Source organism: Paraburkholderia caledonica (assembly GCF_000383275.1).
In the GTDB taxonomy this organism is placed as follows: domain Bacteria; phylum Pseudomonadota; class Gammaproteobacteria; order Burkholderiales; family Burkholderiaceae; genus Paraburkholderia; species Paraburkholderia caledonica.
Genome location: NZ_KB911036.1, coordinates 152,905 through 168,684 on the forward strand (window position 1 = coordinate 152,905; position 15,780 = coordinate 168,684).

Annotated in this window: 12 protein-coding genes and 1 pseudogene; 2 read left to right on the top strand and 11 right to left on the bottom strand. The window is 60.3% G+C overall.

Features of this window, described 5'->3' with window-relative positions; all coding sequences use genetic code 11:
* Positions 1-3 precede the first annotated feature (3 nt).
* On the bottom strand, positions 4-1,722 hold the full coding sequence (locus tag H281_RS36800) for a site-specific integrase (protein WP_164701866.1): 1,719 nt from the start codon (positions 1,720-1,722) through the stop codon (positions 4-6).
* Positions 1,719-2,915: a tyrosine-type recombinase/integrase gene (locus H281_RS34545; protein ID WP_020067068.1), complete on the bottom strand. Its 1,197-nt coding sequence runs from the start codon at positions 2,913-2,915 to the stop codon at positions 1,719-1,721. Before H281_RS34545 ends, H281_RS36800 begins: the two co-directional genes overlap by 4 nt.
* Before the next feature lie 76 nt (positions 2,916-2,991).
* Between H281_RS34545 and H281_RS34550 the strand changes: the two are divergent.
* Positions 2,992-3,591, top strand: a pseudogene (locus H281_RS34550) (ATP-binding protein); the annotation flags it as partial.
* A gap of 331 nt (positions 3,592-3,922) precedes the next feature.
* Here H281_RS34550 and H281_RS0110520 read toward each other — a convergent pair.
* Entirely contained in the window at positions 3,923-4,630 is a 708-nt protein-coding gene (locus tag H281_RS0110520; RefSeq protein ID WP_020067070.1) for a hypothetical protein, read from the bottom strand.
* A 247-nt stretch (positions 4,631-4,877) separates the two neighbouring features.
* On the opposite strand from H281_RS0110520, the gene H281_RS0110525 reads away from it, so the two are divergent.
* Positions 4,878-5,411 carry a TlpA disulfide reductase family protein gene (locus H281_RS0110525; protein WP_020067071.1) on the top strand — a complete coding sequence of 178 codons (534 nt, stop codon included), beginning with the start codon at positions 4,878-4,880 and terminating at the stop codon, positions 5,409-5,411.
* A 143-nt stretch (positions 5,412-5,554) separates the two neighbouring features.
* On the opposite strand, the gene H281_RS0110530 is transcribed toward H281_RS0110525, so the two are convergent.
* From H281_RS0110530 to ugpQ, 8 genes are all read right to left on the bottom strand, one after another.
* Positions 5,555-6,907 (bottom strand): sigma-54-dependent transcriptional regulator, encoded by a 1,353-nt coding sequence (locus H281_RS0110530; RefSeq protein WP_020067072.1) that lies wholly within the window; start codon positions 6,905-6,907, stop codon positions 5,555-5,557.
* 16 nt (positions 6,908-6,923) lie between these two features.
* Positions 6,924-8,933 carry a sensor histidine kinase gene (locus tag H281_RS0110535; protein WP_020067073.1) on the bottom strand — a complete coding sequence of 670 codons (2,010 nt, stop codon included), beginning with the start codon at positions 8,931-8,933 and terminating at the stop codon, positions 6,924-6,926.
* 61 nt (positions 8,934-8,994) lie between these two features.
* Complete coding sequence (locus H281_RS0110540; protein ID WP_027804477.1) at positions 8,995-10,275, bottom strand: dicarboxylate/amino acid:cation symporter; 1,281 nt, start codon at positions 10,273-10,275, stop codon at positions 8,995-8,997.
* A 377-nt stretch (positions 10,276-10,652) separates the two neighbouring features.
* Entirely contained in the window at positions 10,653-11,723 is a 1,071-nt protein-coding gene (locus tag H281_RS0110545) for an ABC transporter ATP-binding protein (RefSeq protein WP_020067075.1), read from the bottom strand.
* Positions 11,724-11,756: 33 nt separating this feature from the next.
* Positions 11,757-12,548, bottom strand: a complete 792-nt coding sequence (locus H281_RS0110550) for an ABC transporter permease (protein WP_020067076.1) — start codon at positions 12,546-12,548, stop codon at positions 11,757-11,759.
* On the bottom strand, positions 12,545-13,483 hold the full coding sequence (locus tag H281_RS0110555) for an ABC transporter permease (protein ID WP_020067077.1): 939 nt from the start codon (positions 13,481-13,483) through the stop codon (positions 12,545-12,547). Before H281_RS0110555 ends, H281_RS0110550 begins: the two co-directional genes overlap by 4 nt.
* A 133-nt stretch (positions 13,484-13,616) precedes the next feature.
* A complete protein-coding gene (locus H281_RS0110560; RefSeq protein WP_027780115.1) occupies positions 13,617-14,729 on the bottom strand; it encodes an ABC transporter substrate-binding protein in 1,113 nt (370 codons plus the stop codon).
* A 162-nt stretch (positions 14,730-14,891) separates the two neighbouring features.
* The gene (gene ugpQ, locus H281_RS0110565; protein WP_020067079.1) at positions 14,892-15,656 is read right to left on the bottom strand and encodes a glycerophosphodiester phosphodiesterase; all 765 of its coding nucleotides are present in this window, start codon (positions 15,654-15,656) and stop codon (positions 14,892-14,894) included.
* Positions 15,657-15,780: the final 124 nt, after the last annotated feature.

Consider the following 15,780-nt stretch of genomic DNA (forward strand, 5'->3'; position numbering starts at 1 on the left):
ACCTCACTCAAGATTCGGAATGCGACGCTTCTGTACGAGATGATGTGCGCGTTCGCGTATCGATGCATGTACGGCCGGAATCACATCGTTTATAAGAACGAGTCTGGTGGGCTCATATAAAAGCTCATAACGAACGTACCAACCTTCTCGATATGACCGTTCCTTCGCGTCCTCAAGTGCGCTTAACGCCTCCAACAACCTCGCGACGACAGCAGGATCATCAACTGGAATAATGCTACCTGGACAGGACGCGCAGCGAGTGAACTGTAGACAGGTTTTTCCCTCCGTACTACCTGGCGCGATGCCGGCAAGGGGATTCTTGCATCGAAAACCAAACACGGTGTCGGCACCTTGATCGTCTGCATTCCAAACTGGATCTTCGTCGAGACATTTCTCGGTTGGCGCGAGCGCTAGTCTTACGATCTCCCCTTGGAATTGTCTAATTATTAGATCATGCTCGTCGGCCCGGTCGGAAGAACTGGTATAAATAGAGGTAGTGCGCAGTGAGTCGTGATTCAACCGCTTTCTCGCTGCATCCATTGAGTGTCCGAATCTATGGTGAAGAACCGCTCCTGTATGTCGCAAGTCTCTTAGCTGAAACGTTGGAAGCCTGTGCTTCCTGATGAATTCGCGTAAGTAAATGAACGTTAGGCTTTCAGAAAGCGTGATAACGCGTCGGCTCGACGGACTGCGACATAAGAAGAGTCTGTCACGCATGCGGGACGGTGCCAGATCAAGGAGGTCCCCATTGAGTTTTTGCAAGCGGCGCGCCAAGCTAGGTGCGCTCCATTGACGCCCTGTGGGAAATTCGGCGCGCTGCTCTCGTCCGCTTCGTGGTTTGTCCCAAACGAGGAATTCCAGGTCATCGCGTAGAGGATGCGGTCGAATGCAGTCCCGACGCATGTTTCTCACCGCGTCTGGATTTCCGCTCACCTGCGTGAGGATCGCCAGATAAAACGGAAACAATGCGTTTGGAGAGAGCCAAAGCAGTTCGCCTAATGCTCGGACCCCTCCCATTTTCTGAATACGCCGAGCGAACCCGTGTCCAGAACTTCGAATCGTGCGCTGAAACCCTAGCTCTCCTCCTCCGAATTCGAGCAACTCAATAACCAGATCAGACGCGACTTGATCCTCTACCGTATCAACCTCGCCGGTTCTCAGACGCCGCCCGTGATCCAAACTACATTCCGAAGCATCGATGTCATCGTAGCAAGCGCGTAGGATTTGCTTGATAACTTCCTCGCCAAGTGGGCTACGTTGTTTCGGCACTAACGACCGAATGGGATTAACGACAAATGTCGCTCGCGCAGCGACCACATCAGGCGCGTTCCGCTGACACCACTTCAGGATACTTACCACGGTTCTTAAGTGCGATTGAGCGCTGTAGCCTAGGTTTGATGCGTCAAGCCATTTTGAAAATGTGCGTGCTACATCACCTGGCAACGGAACACTGTCAGCGAGCCCGGTCTCCCTGAGGCACTTTCCCAAAAGCCTCAAGCTATAGAATGTCTTTCTTTGGGTGACTACAGCAGTGTGCCCAACATGTGCGGTTAAGGCGCGTTTCAAGGCGAAGCAGACTTCTATGTTCAGCTGGAGCAAGGCGAAGTTGAGTTCAACTATCCTGTCATTGTCATCGTTTAGTCGCAGTACCAAGTCGAATTCATGTATGCCACCGACGATTTGTTCTGTTTGACCACTTGCCCGATTCGTCATGTCGTTCATATTGACGCTCCATACAGGTAGTCAAGTGCATCTCTTACGGCGTCGCTCGATAGCTGGGCAGCGCGCAAGTACGTTTCGGTAGTTTCGATAGCTGCGTGACCAAGGAGAGTCTGGAGGGCTTTGAGTGGGTTGAGCTCTTGACCCGCCTCCTCGTGCCGCTGAAGAATGCTCAGTACGACAAGTGCAAATGTGTGCCTAAGATGGTGAAGGGTGGCCTTGCTGCCGATGGCATCTGCGCTTTTTCGAAATTCCCTCGTTAGCATCTGACGCGATATTCTCCCTCCTCGCCGGTTCAAGAACACAAAGTGTCCATTGTTCGCGGCGGGGGCAGGTCGTTCAGTTAGTACATACCAGTGTGTCTCCTCGACGAGCCTGCTAGGGACATGAACAGTCAGCTCTTTCGATCCCTTTCTCAGTATTGTGAGACGTGCGAGGCCATCTGCGAAATTGCCAAGCTCGGCGGTAGAAGGAAGATCACGTACCTGCAAGCTGCAAACCTCAAACCTTCTCAATCCGCAGGAGACGCACCAACGTAACATCAGACGATATGGTGAGGACGTCACAGCGAACAACTGCTGGAGCTCATCGACCCCCAGCGTCATGGGCGTACGGGCGATGACGCGCGGTGCAGCAATTTTTTGTAGCCTTGAGGCATGGAAGACACGACGATGGCTACTAACGCGCGATTCAACAACAGACCGCGGCGTACAAAGGTATGCGCCGAGTGGTGAAGGCATTAGCGTGCAGCGCTGGCCCCACGCGTGGAAGTTTGCAGGGACAACCACCCTCTGATTGACAGTCGCGCTAGCGTACCGCCAGGGAGATTTTTTGCAATTCTGATGCGCGATACTGGCTCTATATAAGCCGATCGTTTCCTCTGTCACGCCGCTCAGCTGTATTCCCTGATGCACGAGAAATTCGAGCCACGGAAGAAGGGCCTCTGCATATGTTCGTACGGTATCACCGGTTACAGAGTGACTCGCTAACGCGATGTCGGCGAGATAGAGCGTCGGCATCCATACAGGAATGCCTTTCGGGTCGACGATTATGGCGACGGCCGGCAATTCAAAAAGCCTTGGCTGGATGTCGGCAGCGCCGGGTATCCGCGCCAGCTCGCAGGCAGTCGGGAAATCCGAAAAAACACTACGCGGACAAATCACTATGGAGGCAAACCCGTTACCTGCACTTTGCATAGCTTGCTCCTGTCTTTGGCATAAATATATGCACTTCCCGTCGTCCTCAAAGTGGACAGACGATCGATTACACCTAATGCCGGAGTTCGACCGCGACGTGCTGGAAACACTGCGCGAACCGCTGGAAGCCGGTCGCATCACCATCTCTCGCGCAGCGTTGCAGGCGGACTTTCCCGCAGCTTGCCAATTGATCGCGGCGATGAATCCATGTCCCTGCGGCTGGCGCGGCGATCCGAACGGACGTTGCCGCTGCACGCCCGACATCGCGGCGCGCTACCTGCGCAAGCTGTCCGGGCCGCTGCTCGATCGCATCGACATTCAACTCGAAGTGCCTGCGCTCACGTCGGCGGAGCTTTCCGCGCGGTCAAACGCCGTCGGCGAGACGAGCGCGGTTATCGCGAGCCGGGTGAACGTCGCACGCGAGCGTCAATTGGCGCGGCAAGGCAAAACCAACCGCGAGTTGAGTGGAAAAGAGGTGGACGCCGTCTGTCGGCCCGACGCAGCCGGCGAAGCGCTACTGCGCGAGGCCGGGGAGCGCTTCGGCTGGTCGGCCCGCGCTTACTACCGCGTGTTGAAGGTGGCGCGCACCATTGCGGACCTCGCGGGCACGAGCATGCCGAGCGCTGCACAGGTCGGCGAGGCCGTTCAGTATCGACGCGCTTTTGGCTTTGGGTGAGGAGAAAAATATGCTGTCAAGACTTGACTTATGCACATGCGCGCGTTCCAGATAAATTTAGAAACATCTGAAAGGTACATAGAAGGCTTTCGAGCAAGACCGTTGATTTAAAACATTTTTTTATTCGGGCCGACGGGCGCGCGGACAGGCGAAATGCCCATGGGGCGGGCATCTGCGCGAAAAAATGGGGAGTTCTCAACAGAGTTATCCACAGGACCCATGGGTAAGTGGAAAACTTCAACGTAAACCGAGAATTAGCGTGCAAAGCTGCGACGGAACTTTCACTGCACAAATGATCCGTCGCACCTTGGATCGGCCAAAACTACCGCTTTCAATACAGCTGGAAAGACGAAAAAAATTGGTCGACCTGCTCCTGCGGCAACGGCTGTGAAGCGATAATCGCGGCTTGATACACATGACGCCCTCGCGCGACAAGCCGCGCATAAACGGTGCGCTTTTCGTGGTCTGAACCGGCTTGCCCGCTCAACTTCATTTCCAGACCCAGCACCTTGCCGCCGGCCGCGAGTGGGATTTGCACGGCGTGCGCATCCGGCTGCGCGCCGACGTTGCGCGCCAGGCCGGTACGCAGAAAGTCGAGCGCCTTGCGTTGCGTCGTCTCGCTTTCGTCGGGCAGCGTGATCGTGCCGACCGCGAATACGGCGTCGCCGGCTTCGGCCGTTTGCATGGCCATTTGCATCGGCGCTCCGTCTATCTGTACGGCGCGTTGATCGTTCCCCGGCTTGGCCGGCAGATCGATCGTGTAGCCGCTGTCGTTATTCATGATCGTGCGCCAGTCGAAAGTCGGCGAGCAGCCGCTCAGAGCCGCGCCTAGAGCGAGCGAACAAGCCCCCACGCGGACAACCGAATGCGCGCGCGAAACCACGGGGCGTTTCTGATCGGCTGTATTCCGATTGCGGGCGAAGCCGGAAACAAGACGCGGAAGAAGTTGGGTGAACAGAGGGGAAACGCGAAAAACGATCTGGAGCATGGGAACAAGGCGCCCGAAAAACGGGCCAATGACGTGAGCATAAAGCGACATTATCCGCTGGCAGATTGAGAAGCGTCAGCGGAAGCGGCACGCGGCCGGGGAACCGGCCGCAATCGGCCACAATCGGCCACAATCGGCCCACAATCGGCCGCAGCCCGCGCGAGGCATGCGCCCGGTGCGGGCGCTCGCTGCCGCCTGGCTCGAATAGGACTACAATACCCACGCTATGGGGCAGCGGGCGCAAAGCCCCGGCCCACACGCTGTCCCACGCCATTTCGCGATTTCCGAGGTTCCGTTCATGAGCACCATCACGTCGACCGCCGCCGTCAGGCGCACGAATCCTATTCGCTACGTGATCGCCGCCGTCGTGGCGATTGCGATCGGCGTGGCTGGCTATTTTGCGTTCGCCGGCCAACAGCGCGTGCCCGACGCGACTTTCACGCTGCTCTCGGGCCAGAAAGTCTCGACTGCCGATCTGAAAGGCAAGGTCTATCTGGTCAACTTCTGGGCGACGAGCTGCGATACATGCATGAAGGAAATGCCGCAGATGGTCCAGACGTATAACCGCTTCAAAGGTAAAGGGCTGGAATTCGTCGCGGTGGCCATGAGCTACGACGCGCCCATGTACGTGACCAACTACACGCAGACGCGTCAGTTGCCGTTCAAGGTCGCCATGGACGACGGCTCGGCCGCGAAGCAGTTCGGCAACGTCCAGCTCACGCCGACCACTTTCCTGGTCGACAAGGACGGCAAGATTCTGAAGCGCTATGTCGGCGAGCCGCAGTTCGCGGAACTCGACCAGCTGCTGGAAAAGGCGCTGAACGCTGCTTGAGCCGGGCGAGAGCCACGAGGCCGACTGAGCCTCGTGCCAAAAGTAACGCTAGGCGTCCGGATCAACAGATCCGAGTCCAAGACAGAAAGCCAAACCCACAGCCCAATGAAAAACGCCGGCATGAATTGCCGGCGTTTCTTTTTTCACCGGTCCCCGTCCCCTTTGGCCGCGAGGCCATAGCGTTTGATCTTCTCGTAAAGCGTCGCTTTGCCAAGCTGCAGCCGGTCCGCCGCGATTGCCACGGCGCCGCCGCTCTGCTCCAACGCCTCAGCAATCACCGCCCGTTCGAATTGCTCCACGCGCTCCTTCAGCGGCTGCGGCTGCGCGCCTTCGTCGCCGAAAGACATGACGGGGTCGTCGGCGACGCCGAGCACGAAGCGGTCCGCCGCATTGCGCAACTCCCGCACATTGCCCGGCCACTCGCGCTGCATCAGGCTTGCGCGCTGACGGTCCGTGAGAATCGGTGCGGGACGCTGATAACGGACGGCCGCGTCCAGCAGAAAGTGTTCGAAAAGCGGCACGATGTCCTCGCGACGCTCGCCAAGCGGCGGCAGCGCGATCGTCACCACGTTCAAGCGGTACAGCAGGTCGCGACGGAACGAACCATCGGCGACATGTTCCGCCATATCGCCTTTTGCCGCGGCGACCACGCGGCAATTCACGCGAATCGGCTGGTTCGAGCCAAGGCGTTCGAGCACGCCGTCCTGCAACACGCGCAGCAGCTTCACCTGCAACGCAAGCGGCATGCTTTCTATTTCGTCGAGAAACAACGTGCCGCCCGACGCGTGTTCGAGCTTGCCGACCCGGCGTTTCGCAGCACCGGTGAAGGCGCCCGGTTCGTAGCCGAACATCTCCGACTCGAACATCGGCTCCGGCAGCGCGCCGCAGTTGACCGCAATAAACGGCTTGTCACGCCGCGGCGACAACTCGTGCAGACTACGCGCGATCAATTCCTTGCCCGCGCCGGTGTCCCCGTTGATGAGCACGGACGCATCGGTCGGCGCGACGTTTGCAATCAGCCGCCGGACCTGCTCGATTGCCGGACTGCGGCCGATAATCCGCGGCGCAACCGTGCTCTGCCCGGCAAGCTCGCGGCGCAGCGCGAGGTTTTCCAGCACGAGCTTGCGCCGCTCCAACGCGCGCCGCACGGTTTCGATCAGGCGCTCAGAAGCAAACGGCTTTTCGATGAAGTCATAGGCGCCGTCGCGCATCGCCTGCACCGCCATCGAAATATCGCCGTGACCGGTGACGAGAATCACCGGCACGTCGGGCGCGCGCTCATGGCATTGCGCGAGCAGATCGAGACCGCTCGCGCCGGGCAGCCGGATATCGCTGACGATCACGCCCGAAAAGTCGGCGCTGATCGACTTCGCCGCCGATTCCGCCGACGCATGACCGACCACGTTGAAGCCCGCCAGTTGCAGACTCTGCACGCTGGCGCGCCGCACGAGTTCGTCGTCTTCGATATACAGCACTTGCAAGCCGTCGTTCAGCATGTTGTTCTCATCGGATTCACGAACCCGTGGTGAGCGGGTCCGCGGTGTGACTCGTCTGCACGCGCGCGCGGCGCAGCGTCAGTACAAATAATGCACCGCCGTTCGGGACGTTCGCCACATTCCGCGCCACGAGTGTGCCGCCGCAATCACGCGCGATCGACGACGAAATCGCCAACCCGAGCCCAAGTCCCTGGCCCATTTCCTTCGTGGTAAAAAACGGCTCGAACAGATGCGGCAAGACATCTTCGGCAATGCCCGGGCCATTGTCGCTGACTGCGAACGACAGGCTGTCCGCAGCAACTTCAATCTGCACGGAAATGCGCGGCGGAGTCATGTCGGCGGTCGCATCGAGCGCATTGCCGAGCAGATTGATCAGCACCTGTTCGAGACGCAGATCGTCGCAGTGGGCTACCAGTTCGGCATGATCGTCGGCGAGATCGAGCGGCACGCGCGTGCCGTTTTCCGCGTCGAACAACGTGAGGTCGAGTTCGACGCCCTTCAAGCGTTGTTGCAACAGCGCGAGGGCATTGCGCAGCGCCCGCACGACCGAAGCGCGCGCGCTGCGCGGCCGCGCGCGTCCCACGAACAGTTTGAGCTGATTGGTGATTTTGCCCATGCGTTCGGTGAGCGCCGCGATCGCTTCGAGGTTCTCCCGCGCCGATGCCTGGTCGCCGCGCTCCAGCAGCACGCGCGTGTTGTCCGAAAATCCGCGCAATGCCGCGAGCGGCTGATTCAGTTCATGCGTGATGCCGGCCGCCATCTGACCGAGCGCCGCGAGCTTGCTCGCCTGAATGAGTTCGTCGTGCGCGGCGCGCAATTCCTGTTCGGCGCGCGTGCGTTCGGCCACTTCCTTCTGCAATTGCTCGTTCGCTTGCGACAGATCCGCGGTGCGCTCGGCAACGCGCTGGTTTAATTCGGCGTACGCCTTTTGCAGCAGCGCGCGGCTACGCATCACCTCGCGCACGCGGGACCGGCGCATTCTCCAGTAGAACGCGAGCAATACGAGCGACACATAGCCGAACCCGGTCACGATGGTCGCGTTGCGCGCGTCAGCGTCGACTGGGCTAACGGGCGCCATGGTAATCAGATGCCAGTCGGGTTCGCCCATGCCGCGTCGCGATGCGAGATAGCGAGGCGCGTAGCGTCCGCCGCCGACGCGCACAATCTGCGCGTCGCCTTCGAGCTTGCGCTCGATCGTCACGGGCAGCGGCGCAATAGGCTGCTGCGCATACTGTCGGGCCTGGTAGATGGAATCGGCAACCTGGCCCGACAGTGGCCGTATGGTGTGATATTTCCATGCGGGCACGGACGACAGAAAGATCACGCCGTGATCGTCGGTGACGAGGAGCGGCTCGTATGCGTCCGCGCCCTGAAACCATTCGAGATCGAGTTTGACGACAGCCACGCCGACGATCTTTCCCTCACGACGCACCGGCTGCGAAATGTAATAGCCCGGCGCCTGCGAGATCGTGCCGATGCCGAAGAAGCGGCCCACGTGGCCTTTGATTGCATCGACGAAATATGGGCGAAACAGATAGCCCGCGCCGATGAAACTGCCCGGCCCTTGCCAGTTGCTCGCGGCGACACAATAGCCGTCGAGCGGAATGATGTAGGTCACCGTTGCGCGCGCGTGGCGGTTCAAATCTTCGAGATAGAGATTCGCACGCTGGACGTTGGCAGGCGACGGATCGACCAGCACGTCCTGCACGATGGGATGCTCGGCGAGCAGATACGGCAGCGATTCATAGCGCTCAAGTGTGCTCTTGAGCGAACTGGCGGTGCGATCGACGCGCCCGGCGGCATTGCGCCGCAAGCTGTCGATTCCGCTTTGCCACGCGACGCTGTAGGTGAGCCCGCACGCCGCGACGAGCCCGGCGACGAGCGCGAAGAGGATCAGCAGACGGCGCGTCACGTTGGCAATATCCGGTGAGGTGTGATCGGATATTGTGGCATAAGGCGAAGCGCGGTCGGCGCGAGCTTCCCCGGCCGACGGCACTTCGGTTGGGCGCGCGGTCACCGGTTGCATGTGCTGGTGTCCGCGGCCGCAAACGTCACGCGTTTTCAGACAATGAGCGTCGATGCCCGGCTTAAACGCCGGCCGGCTCTTTGACCGGCACGTCGCCGCGCAACGCCGAGTTCAGCTTGTTGCGGTCCAGTTCCTTTTCCCACGCCGACACGACCACAGTCGCCACGCCATTGCCGACGATGTTCGTCAGCGCACGGCATTCGCTCATGAAGCGGTCGATACCGAGAATCAGCACCATGCCCGACAGCGGAATGGTCGGCACCACGGCCAGCGTTGCGGCGAGCGTGATGAAGCCCGCGCCCGTCACGCCGCTCGCGCCCTTCGACGTCAGCATCGTCACTGCCAGCAGCGTGAGCTGCTGCGCCCACGTGAGGTCGGTGTTCGTCGCCTGGGCGATGAACAGCACGGCCATCGTCATATAGATGTTGGTGCCGTCGAGGTTGAACGAGTAACCGGTCGGCACCACGAGACCCACCACCGAGCGCGAGCAGCCGAGGTTTTCCAGCTTGAGCATCAGTTGCGGCAGCGCGGCTTCGGACGAGCTCGTGCCGAGCACGATCAGCATCTCTTCCTTGATGTACGCAATGAAGCGCAGGATGTTGAAGCCCACCGCACGCGCGATGATGCCGAGCACGACCACCACGAATACGATCGACGTCAGATAGAACGTGCCGATCAGCTTCAGCATGGGCAGCAGCGAGCCGATACCGTACTTGCCGATGGTGAACGCCATCGCGCCGAACGCACCGATCGGCGCGAGCTTCGTGATGATGCGCACGATGCCGAACAGCACATGCGAGAGCCCTTCAATGAAGTTCGTGACGACCTTACCCCTCTCACCGGCTGTGGCGAGCACCGCGCCGAACAGCAGCGCGATCAGCAGGATCTGCAGAATCTCGCCCTGTGCAAACGCGGAGACGAGCGTGTCCGGAATCAGGTGCATCAGGAAGTCGACCGTGGTCTGACCGTGCGCCTTGGCGGCGTATGAAGCGACCGCCTTGCCGTCGAGCGTGGCGGGGTCGATATTGAAACCGACGCCCGGCTTCAGCACGTGCGTCGCGATCAGGCCGAGCACCAGTGCAAACGTCGAGACGATTTCAAAATACAGCAGCGCCTTGCCGCCGACGCGCCCGACCTTCTTCATGTCTTCCATGCCGGCAATGCCGGTCACGACCGTACAGAAGATGATCGGCCCGATCACCATCTTGATGAGCTTGATGAAGCCGTCGCCGAGCGGTTTCATGTCGACGGCGAGATTCGGATAGTAATGTCCGAGCGCGATACCGATGATGATCGCCACGATCACCTGGACGTACAGCACTTTGTGGATAGGTTTCTTCACGATGGTTCCTGCGATGTGGGTGAGCCTATGGCCTGCCACGCTGCGCATCATGCGAACGAATGATCGTCACGCCTGTGCACGGCATTAGGCCGCGACAAGACGACGAATTCAGAAGTACCGGAAAGGGAAATCGGACATCGTTGTCTCCTTGCTTTAGTTGTCGGACCGTTGCGGCCGCGTTATCTATTTCGCAAGGTCGATGCCAGCTTGAGGCAGGCCGCGCGCCTTTGATTTTTATAGGTTTTCTTGCGCCTAATCGCAAGTGCCATCCGGGATTCCGGAAATCCGGACGGCCCGCGTCGGGAAAACCGGAATTCGCTTCGGCAGCAGCTCAGGGGAAACCCGAAGCCTTTACTGGCGGGGGCTTTGCCGTTTTCCTAAGCGCCGCCCTCTTCGAGTACCAGCAGATTCTCATGCGAGAAACCGAGTGACACCGGCTGACCTCGCTCGGGTAAACCGCGATTCGGATCGTTGAACACGTCGAGAGAAATCACCGCGTCTTTTACGCGCGTCCTGATCCGCACCACTGCGCCGAGAAAATTCACTTCTTCGACGGTCGCGCTCAGTGTGTTGCGGCCAGGCGCCGCCGGTTCGAGCACGATCGCTTCGGGGCGCAGCGCAAGCAGACGCTTCTTGCCCGCATCGCCGGCCGGCAGTTCCTGCGTAGTAGTCAGCTCCTGGCCGTCCACGACCATCTTGCCGGTCGCCGGATCGATCACGTGCCCCGCCAGAATGTTCAGCGTGCCGACGAACGACGCGACGAAACGAGTTCGAGGATAGTTGTAGATTTCCGAAGGCGAGCCGATCTGCTCGACGCGCCCCTCGTTCATCACGACGATGCGGTCGGAGATCGACAACGCCTCTTCCTGATCGTGCGTAACGAAGATCGACGTGATGCCGAGTTCGCGCTGCAGCGCGCGAATGTCCTGCCGCAACGAAATGCGAATCTTCGCGTCGAGCGCGGACAGCGGTTCGTCGAGCAACAATACCTGCGGCTTGCCGGCCAACGCGCGCGCCAGCGCCACACGTTGCTGCTGACCGCCCGACAGTTGCCACGGATAGCGGCCGCCGAGCTGCGGCAGCTTGATCAGGTGCAGCATCTCTTCGACGCGCTGGCTGATTTCCGCCTGCGGCCGGTGCGTGATCTTCAGCCCGAAGCCGATGTTCTCCGCGACCGTCATGTTCGGAAACAGCGCATACGACTGAAACACCATGCCGACCTTGCGCTGCCGCGTACGAAGATGCGTGACGTCCTTGTTATCGAGCCGGATGACGCCGCGCGTCGGCGTTTCGAAGCCGGCGATCATCCGCAGCACGGTCGTTTTGCCGCAGCCGGAAGGTCCAAGGAACGTGATGAACTCACCGCGCTCGATCTTCATGTCGAAGTGATGCAACGCGATGTTCGTCCCAAAGGACTTGTGCAGATTTTCGATCTCGAGAAATGCCATGATTCGCTGCCTCAGTGGATCAAGCTCATTGCATCAAACCTTTTGACCGCTCAACGCGCGGGCCGAGCCGAACACCTGGATCAAGCCCATCGACGCCCACGTAATCATGAACGCGATGATCGCAAGCGCCGACGGCTCATACGCGCGATTCGCGCCGATCAGTTGCAGGTAAGGACCGAACGCGGGCCGATCGAGCAGACTCGCCAGCGTGAATTCGCCGATTACCACCGCAAAGGTGAGAAACGCGCCGGACAGAATGCCCGAGCGGATATTCGGGAAGATCACTTTGAAGAGAATCGTCGGCCAGTTCGCGCCGAGACACTCGGCGGCTTCGGTGAGCGAGCGCACGTCGACAGCGCGCAGGCCGGCATCGACCGCGCGGTACATGTACGGCAGAGACAGCGTCACGTAGCCGAACACCAACAGCAGATCGGTCGCGCGCTCGTTGCTCGTGAGCGGCAGAATCGAACTGCTGTTGTAGATGCGCAGATAGCCGAACACGATCACGATAGCCGGCACCACGAGCGGCAACAGCGTAATGAATTCGACGACCGGCCGCAGCTTCGGCAAGCGCAGTTGTACCCAGTAAGCGGTCGGCACAACGAGCAATATGCCGACGACGATCGTCAGCAGCGCCATCAGAATCGAATAACCAAACGAGGCCTGAAAGCGCGGATCGCCGAGCACCACGCTGTAGGCTTCGAAGCTATATGTGCCACGCTTCATCCGCAGACTGAACTCGAAGGTGGCGATCAGCGGAATCAGGAAGTACAGGGAACCGACCACCATTGCGGTCCACGCTCCCACGCGCGATTGGCTTTTCATCGGCGGCCCCTTTCAGCGCGTGAGCGCAGCCAGATATAACCGCCGTTCGACAGACCCGTGACGAGCACCATGCCGAGCGCAAGCGCGTAGCCGAGATTCTGGTTGTGCATGACGTCGCCGCGAATCTGCGCAAAGAGCAGAATCGGCACGATGTTCAACGAGCTTCCGGTCAGCGCGTAAGCGGTGGCGACCGCGCCGAACGCGTTGGCGAACAGCAGCAGCGTCGCGCCGAGCACGCTCGGCCATAGCACCGGCAGCGCGACGTAGCGCCAGTACTGAGACGCGGTGCCGCCGAGGCAATCGCATGCTTCGCGCCATTCGCGCTTCAGGCCGTCGAGCGCGGGCGTGACGATCAGCACCATCAATGGAATCTGGAAGTACAGGTAGGTCAGCGTGAGCCCCGAAAAGCTGAGAATGCTGAAGCCCGTCGAATACAGATTGAAGCCGAGATACTTCTTCAACAATACGGTGACGAGCCCGACGCGTCCCAACGTGCAGATGAAAGCAAACGCTAGCGGCACGCCCGCGAAGTTCGACGCGACACCGGAGAACGTCATCAACGTCGGACGAATCCAGCCCGGCAGCTTGCCCTGCACCGCCGCCCACGCGAGCAGCGAGCCGATCAGCGCACCGCCCGCCGCGGACGCTGCGCTGACTTTGAAGCTGATCCAGTAAGCGTCGAGCACGGACGGCTGAAACAGGTCGCGCAGGTTGGCGAGCGTGAAGTGACCTTGCGAATCCTGGAACGCGCCGATCATCAGAAAGCCGGTCGGCAGAATCAGGAACAGCAGCGCGAAAGTGAAGAACGGCACGACGCCGATCCAGGCCAGCATCTGCGACGCGCGGCCCGGACCGTCGACGCGCGGCGTTGGAGTGGGCACAGGCGGAACCAGCAGATCCGGCTGCACCGATCCAGCATCCGATGAAGCGCTCATAGCTCACCCTTTGGGTATTCCCCGCATTGGCCGCATCGCCGGCATGTCCGGCACTCTGGGTAACGGCGCGCGCCGTCCGACTAGGACGACGCGCGCGGCGTGTACGACCTCGCGCTAAACGTCGAAGCAGCGCTTACTTGACGTTCGCGCCGACCGTTTCGTCCCAATGCTTCGTGATGGTTTCCTTGTACGCGTCCTGTTGCGAGAGCGTCGGAAACACGACGTTCTTATACGACGACGGCGGCGGCAACTTGTCGAGGAGCGCCTGCGGCACTTTCTTCGCGGCCACCAGTTCGTTGTAGCGCATCGGGTGGCAATAGCCGGTCAACCAGCCGATCTGGCCTTCGTCGGAATAGAGATATTCCATCCACAGCTTGGCTGCATTCGGATGCGGCGCATAAGCGCTGATGGCTTGCACATAGACGCCTGCGACTACGCCCGTTTTCGGGATGACCACTTGAACCTTCGGGTTGCCCTTCAGCGTGTCGCGATCGGCGAGCGCGTTGTAATCCCAACGGACGACGATCGGCGTCGTGCCTTGCGCGAGCGACGCGGCCTTGCCGATCACCGGCACGAAGTTGCCGCTCTTGTTCAGGTCGGCGAAGAACTTGAGGCCGGCTTTGTCCGCCTTGCTCGCGTCGCCCTTGCTTTGCGCAAGACCCGCCGCGTACACCGCCTGAATCGCCTGATTCGCGGAGCGCGGATCGCCCGCGAGCGACACTGCGTTCTTGTAGTCTGACTTGAGCAGGTCGCTCCAGTCGGACGGCGCCTTGTCGATCATGTCGGCGTTCACTTCGAACGCGAGCACGCCGTAGTAGTCGCCGTACCAGTAGCCGTCGGCATCCTTCGATTCTTTGGGAATCGAGTTCCATGTAGAGACCTTATACGGCTGCAGCAGACCTTCGGCCTTCGCGCTCGGGCCGAACGACAGACCCACGTCGATCACGTCGGGCGCTTGCGGACCCTTGTTGCCCTTGTTCGCCTTGATCGCTTCCACTTCATCGCCGGAGCCCGCGTCGGGATTCAGCTCGTTGATCTTGATACCGTACTTCTTCTGGAAACCCGCGACGAGTTGCCCATAGTTGCACCAGTCGTGCGGCAACGCGATCACGGTAAGCTGGCCTTCCTGTTTCGCAGCGGCGATCAGTGCGTCGAGCGGCGCGGCGCTAGCGCTGCTCGCGCCGGCGGCTGCGACGCCCGCGGCGGCCGACATCGAAAGTATGCGAGCTAACACGGTGCGGTTCATAGTTTTCCCCATCCTCTGCCGAAGTTGCTACGTTTGGAAAATTTCTAGTTCGACTTCAACGGCGTTACTCGTGCGCCATTGCGTGCGCTCCTGGTCGGCCTTTGCGGCCGCCTTCGCGTGCCTGCGTGCACACTCACGCCCTGCTTTGGCCGGCATCGCAGTTCAAAGCATGTCGTGCTGCAGCATATCGATGCGATCTGTACAAATCATGTCAACGCCCCACTGCGCAAGCAATTGCGCGCGCGCCGGATCGTTCACCGTGTATGCGAGCACATGCAGTCCAGCCTCGCGGATTTCGCCGACGAGTTGCTCCGTCAGATAACGATGGCTCGCATGCAAGGACACACAGTCGAGCTCGCGCACGATACGCAACCAGTCCGCGGGCACTTCCTCGAACAGCATGCCGCGCCGCAATGAAGGCGCCGCGTCGCGCGCAGCTGCCAGGGCGTCGAAAGAGAACGACGACAGCAGCGGCGCCGTTCGCCCTTGCCACAATCTGAGCGCACCGTCCGCAACGAGGCGGCCGGTAATCTCTTCTCGGCCCGGACAAGGTTTGATTTCGATGTTCGCCGCGATGCCGTCGCGCGCGCAACGGGCTGCTGCATCGGCAAGCGTCGGCAGGCGAGTGCCTGCGAATTGCGGACCGTACCAGGCGCCCGCGTCGAGCATGGCGAGCTGCGCCCACGTATAGTCGGCAGCAGCGCCGTAGCCGTTGGTCGTGCGCTCGAGCGTGTCGTCGTGCAGCAGGAACAGTTCATTGTCGGCGGAAAGCTTGGCGTCGAACTCGACCATGCGGTAGCCGTAGCGCACACAGGCGTCGAATCCCGCTAAGGTGTTCTCAGGCGCGAGCGTGCCGCCGCAGCGGTGCGCGACGAGCGGCGGATATGGCCAGTCTGCAGGTGATACATGATCGATCCCGTTTCCCACGTCCGGTCACCTTTCACCCAGAAGAAAGCGGAGAGTGCATTGAAGCACTTCAACGCATGCGGTCTTGTCAAAAAGCGCCACGCTAATGCACGAAAGAACAGATCAGACTTTGCCTTTCGAACAT

Coding starts and splice junctions, on each gene's coding strand:
- H281_RS36800 (WP_164701866.1), bottom strand. CDS start 1,722: ATGAACGACATGACGAATCGGGCAAGTGGTCAAACAGAACAAATCGTC.
- H281_RS34545 (WP_020067068.1), bottom strand. CDS start 2,915: ATGCAAAGTGCAGGTAACGGGTTTGCCTCCATAGTGATTTGTCCGCGT.
- H281_RS0110520 (WP_020067070.1), bottom strand. CDS start 4,630: ATGTCGCTTTATGCTCACGTCATTGGCCCGTTTTTCGGGCGCCTTGTT.
- H281_RS0110525 (WP_020067071.1), top strand. CDS start 4,878: ATGAGCACCATCACGTCGACCGCCGCCGTCAGGCGCACGAATCCTATT.
- H281_RS0110530 (WP_020067072.1), bottom strand. CDS start 6,907: ATGCTGAACGACGGCTTGCAAGTGCTGTATATCGAAGACGACGAACTC.
- H281_RS0110535 (WP_020067073.1), bottom strand. CDS start 8,933: ATGCAACCGGTGACCGCGCGCCCAACCGAAGTGCCGTCGGCCGGGGAA.
- H281_RS0110545 (WP_020067075.1), bottom strand. CDS start 11,723: ATGGCATTTCTCGAGATCGAAAATCTGCACAAGTCCTTTGGGACGAAC.
- H281_RS0110550 (WP_020067076.1), bottom strand. CDS start 12,548: ATGAAAAGCCAATCGCGCGTGGGAGCGTGGACCGCAATGGTGGTCGGT.
- H281_RS0110555 (WP_020067077.1), bottom strand. CDS start 13,483: ATGAGCGCTTCATCGGATGCTGGATCGGTGCAGCCGGATCTGCTGGTT.
- H281_RS0110560 (WP_027780115.1), bottom strand. CDS start 14,729: ATGAACCGCACCGTGTTAGCTCGCATACTTTCGATGTCGGCCGCCGCG.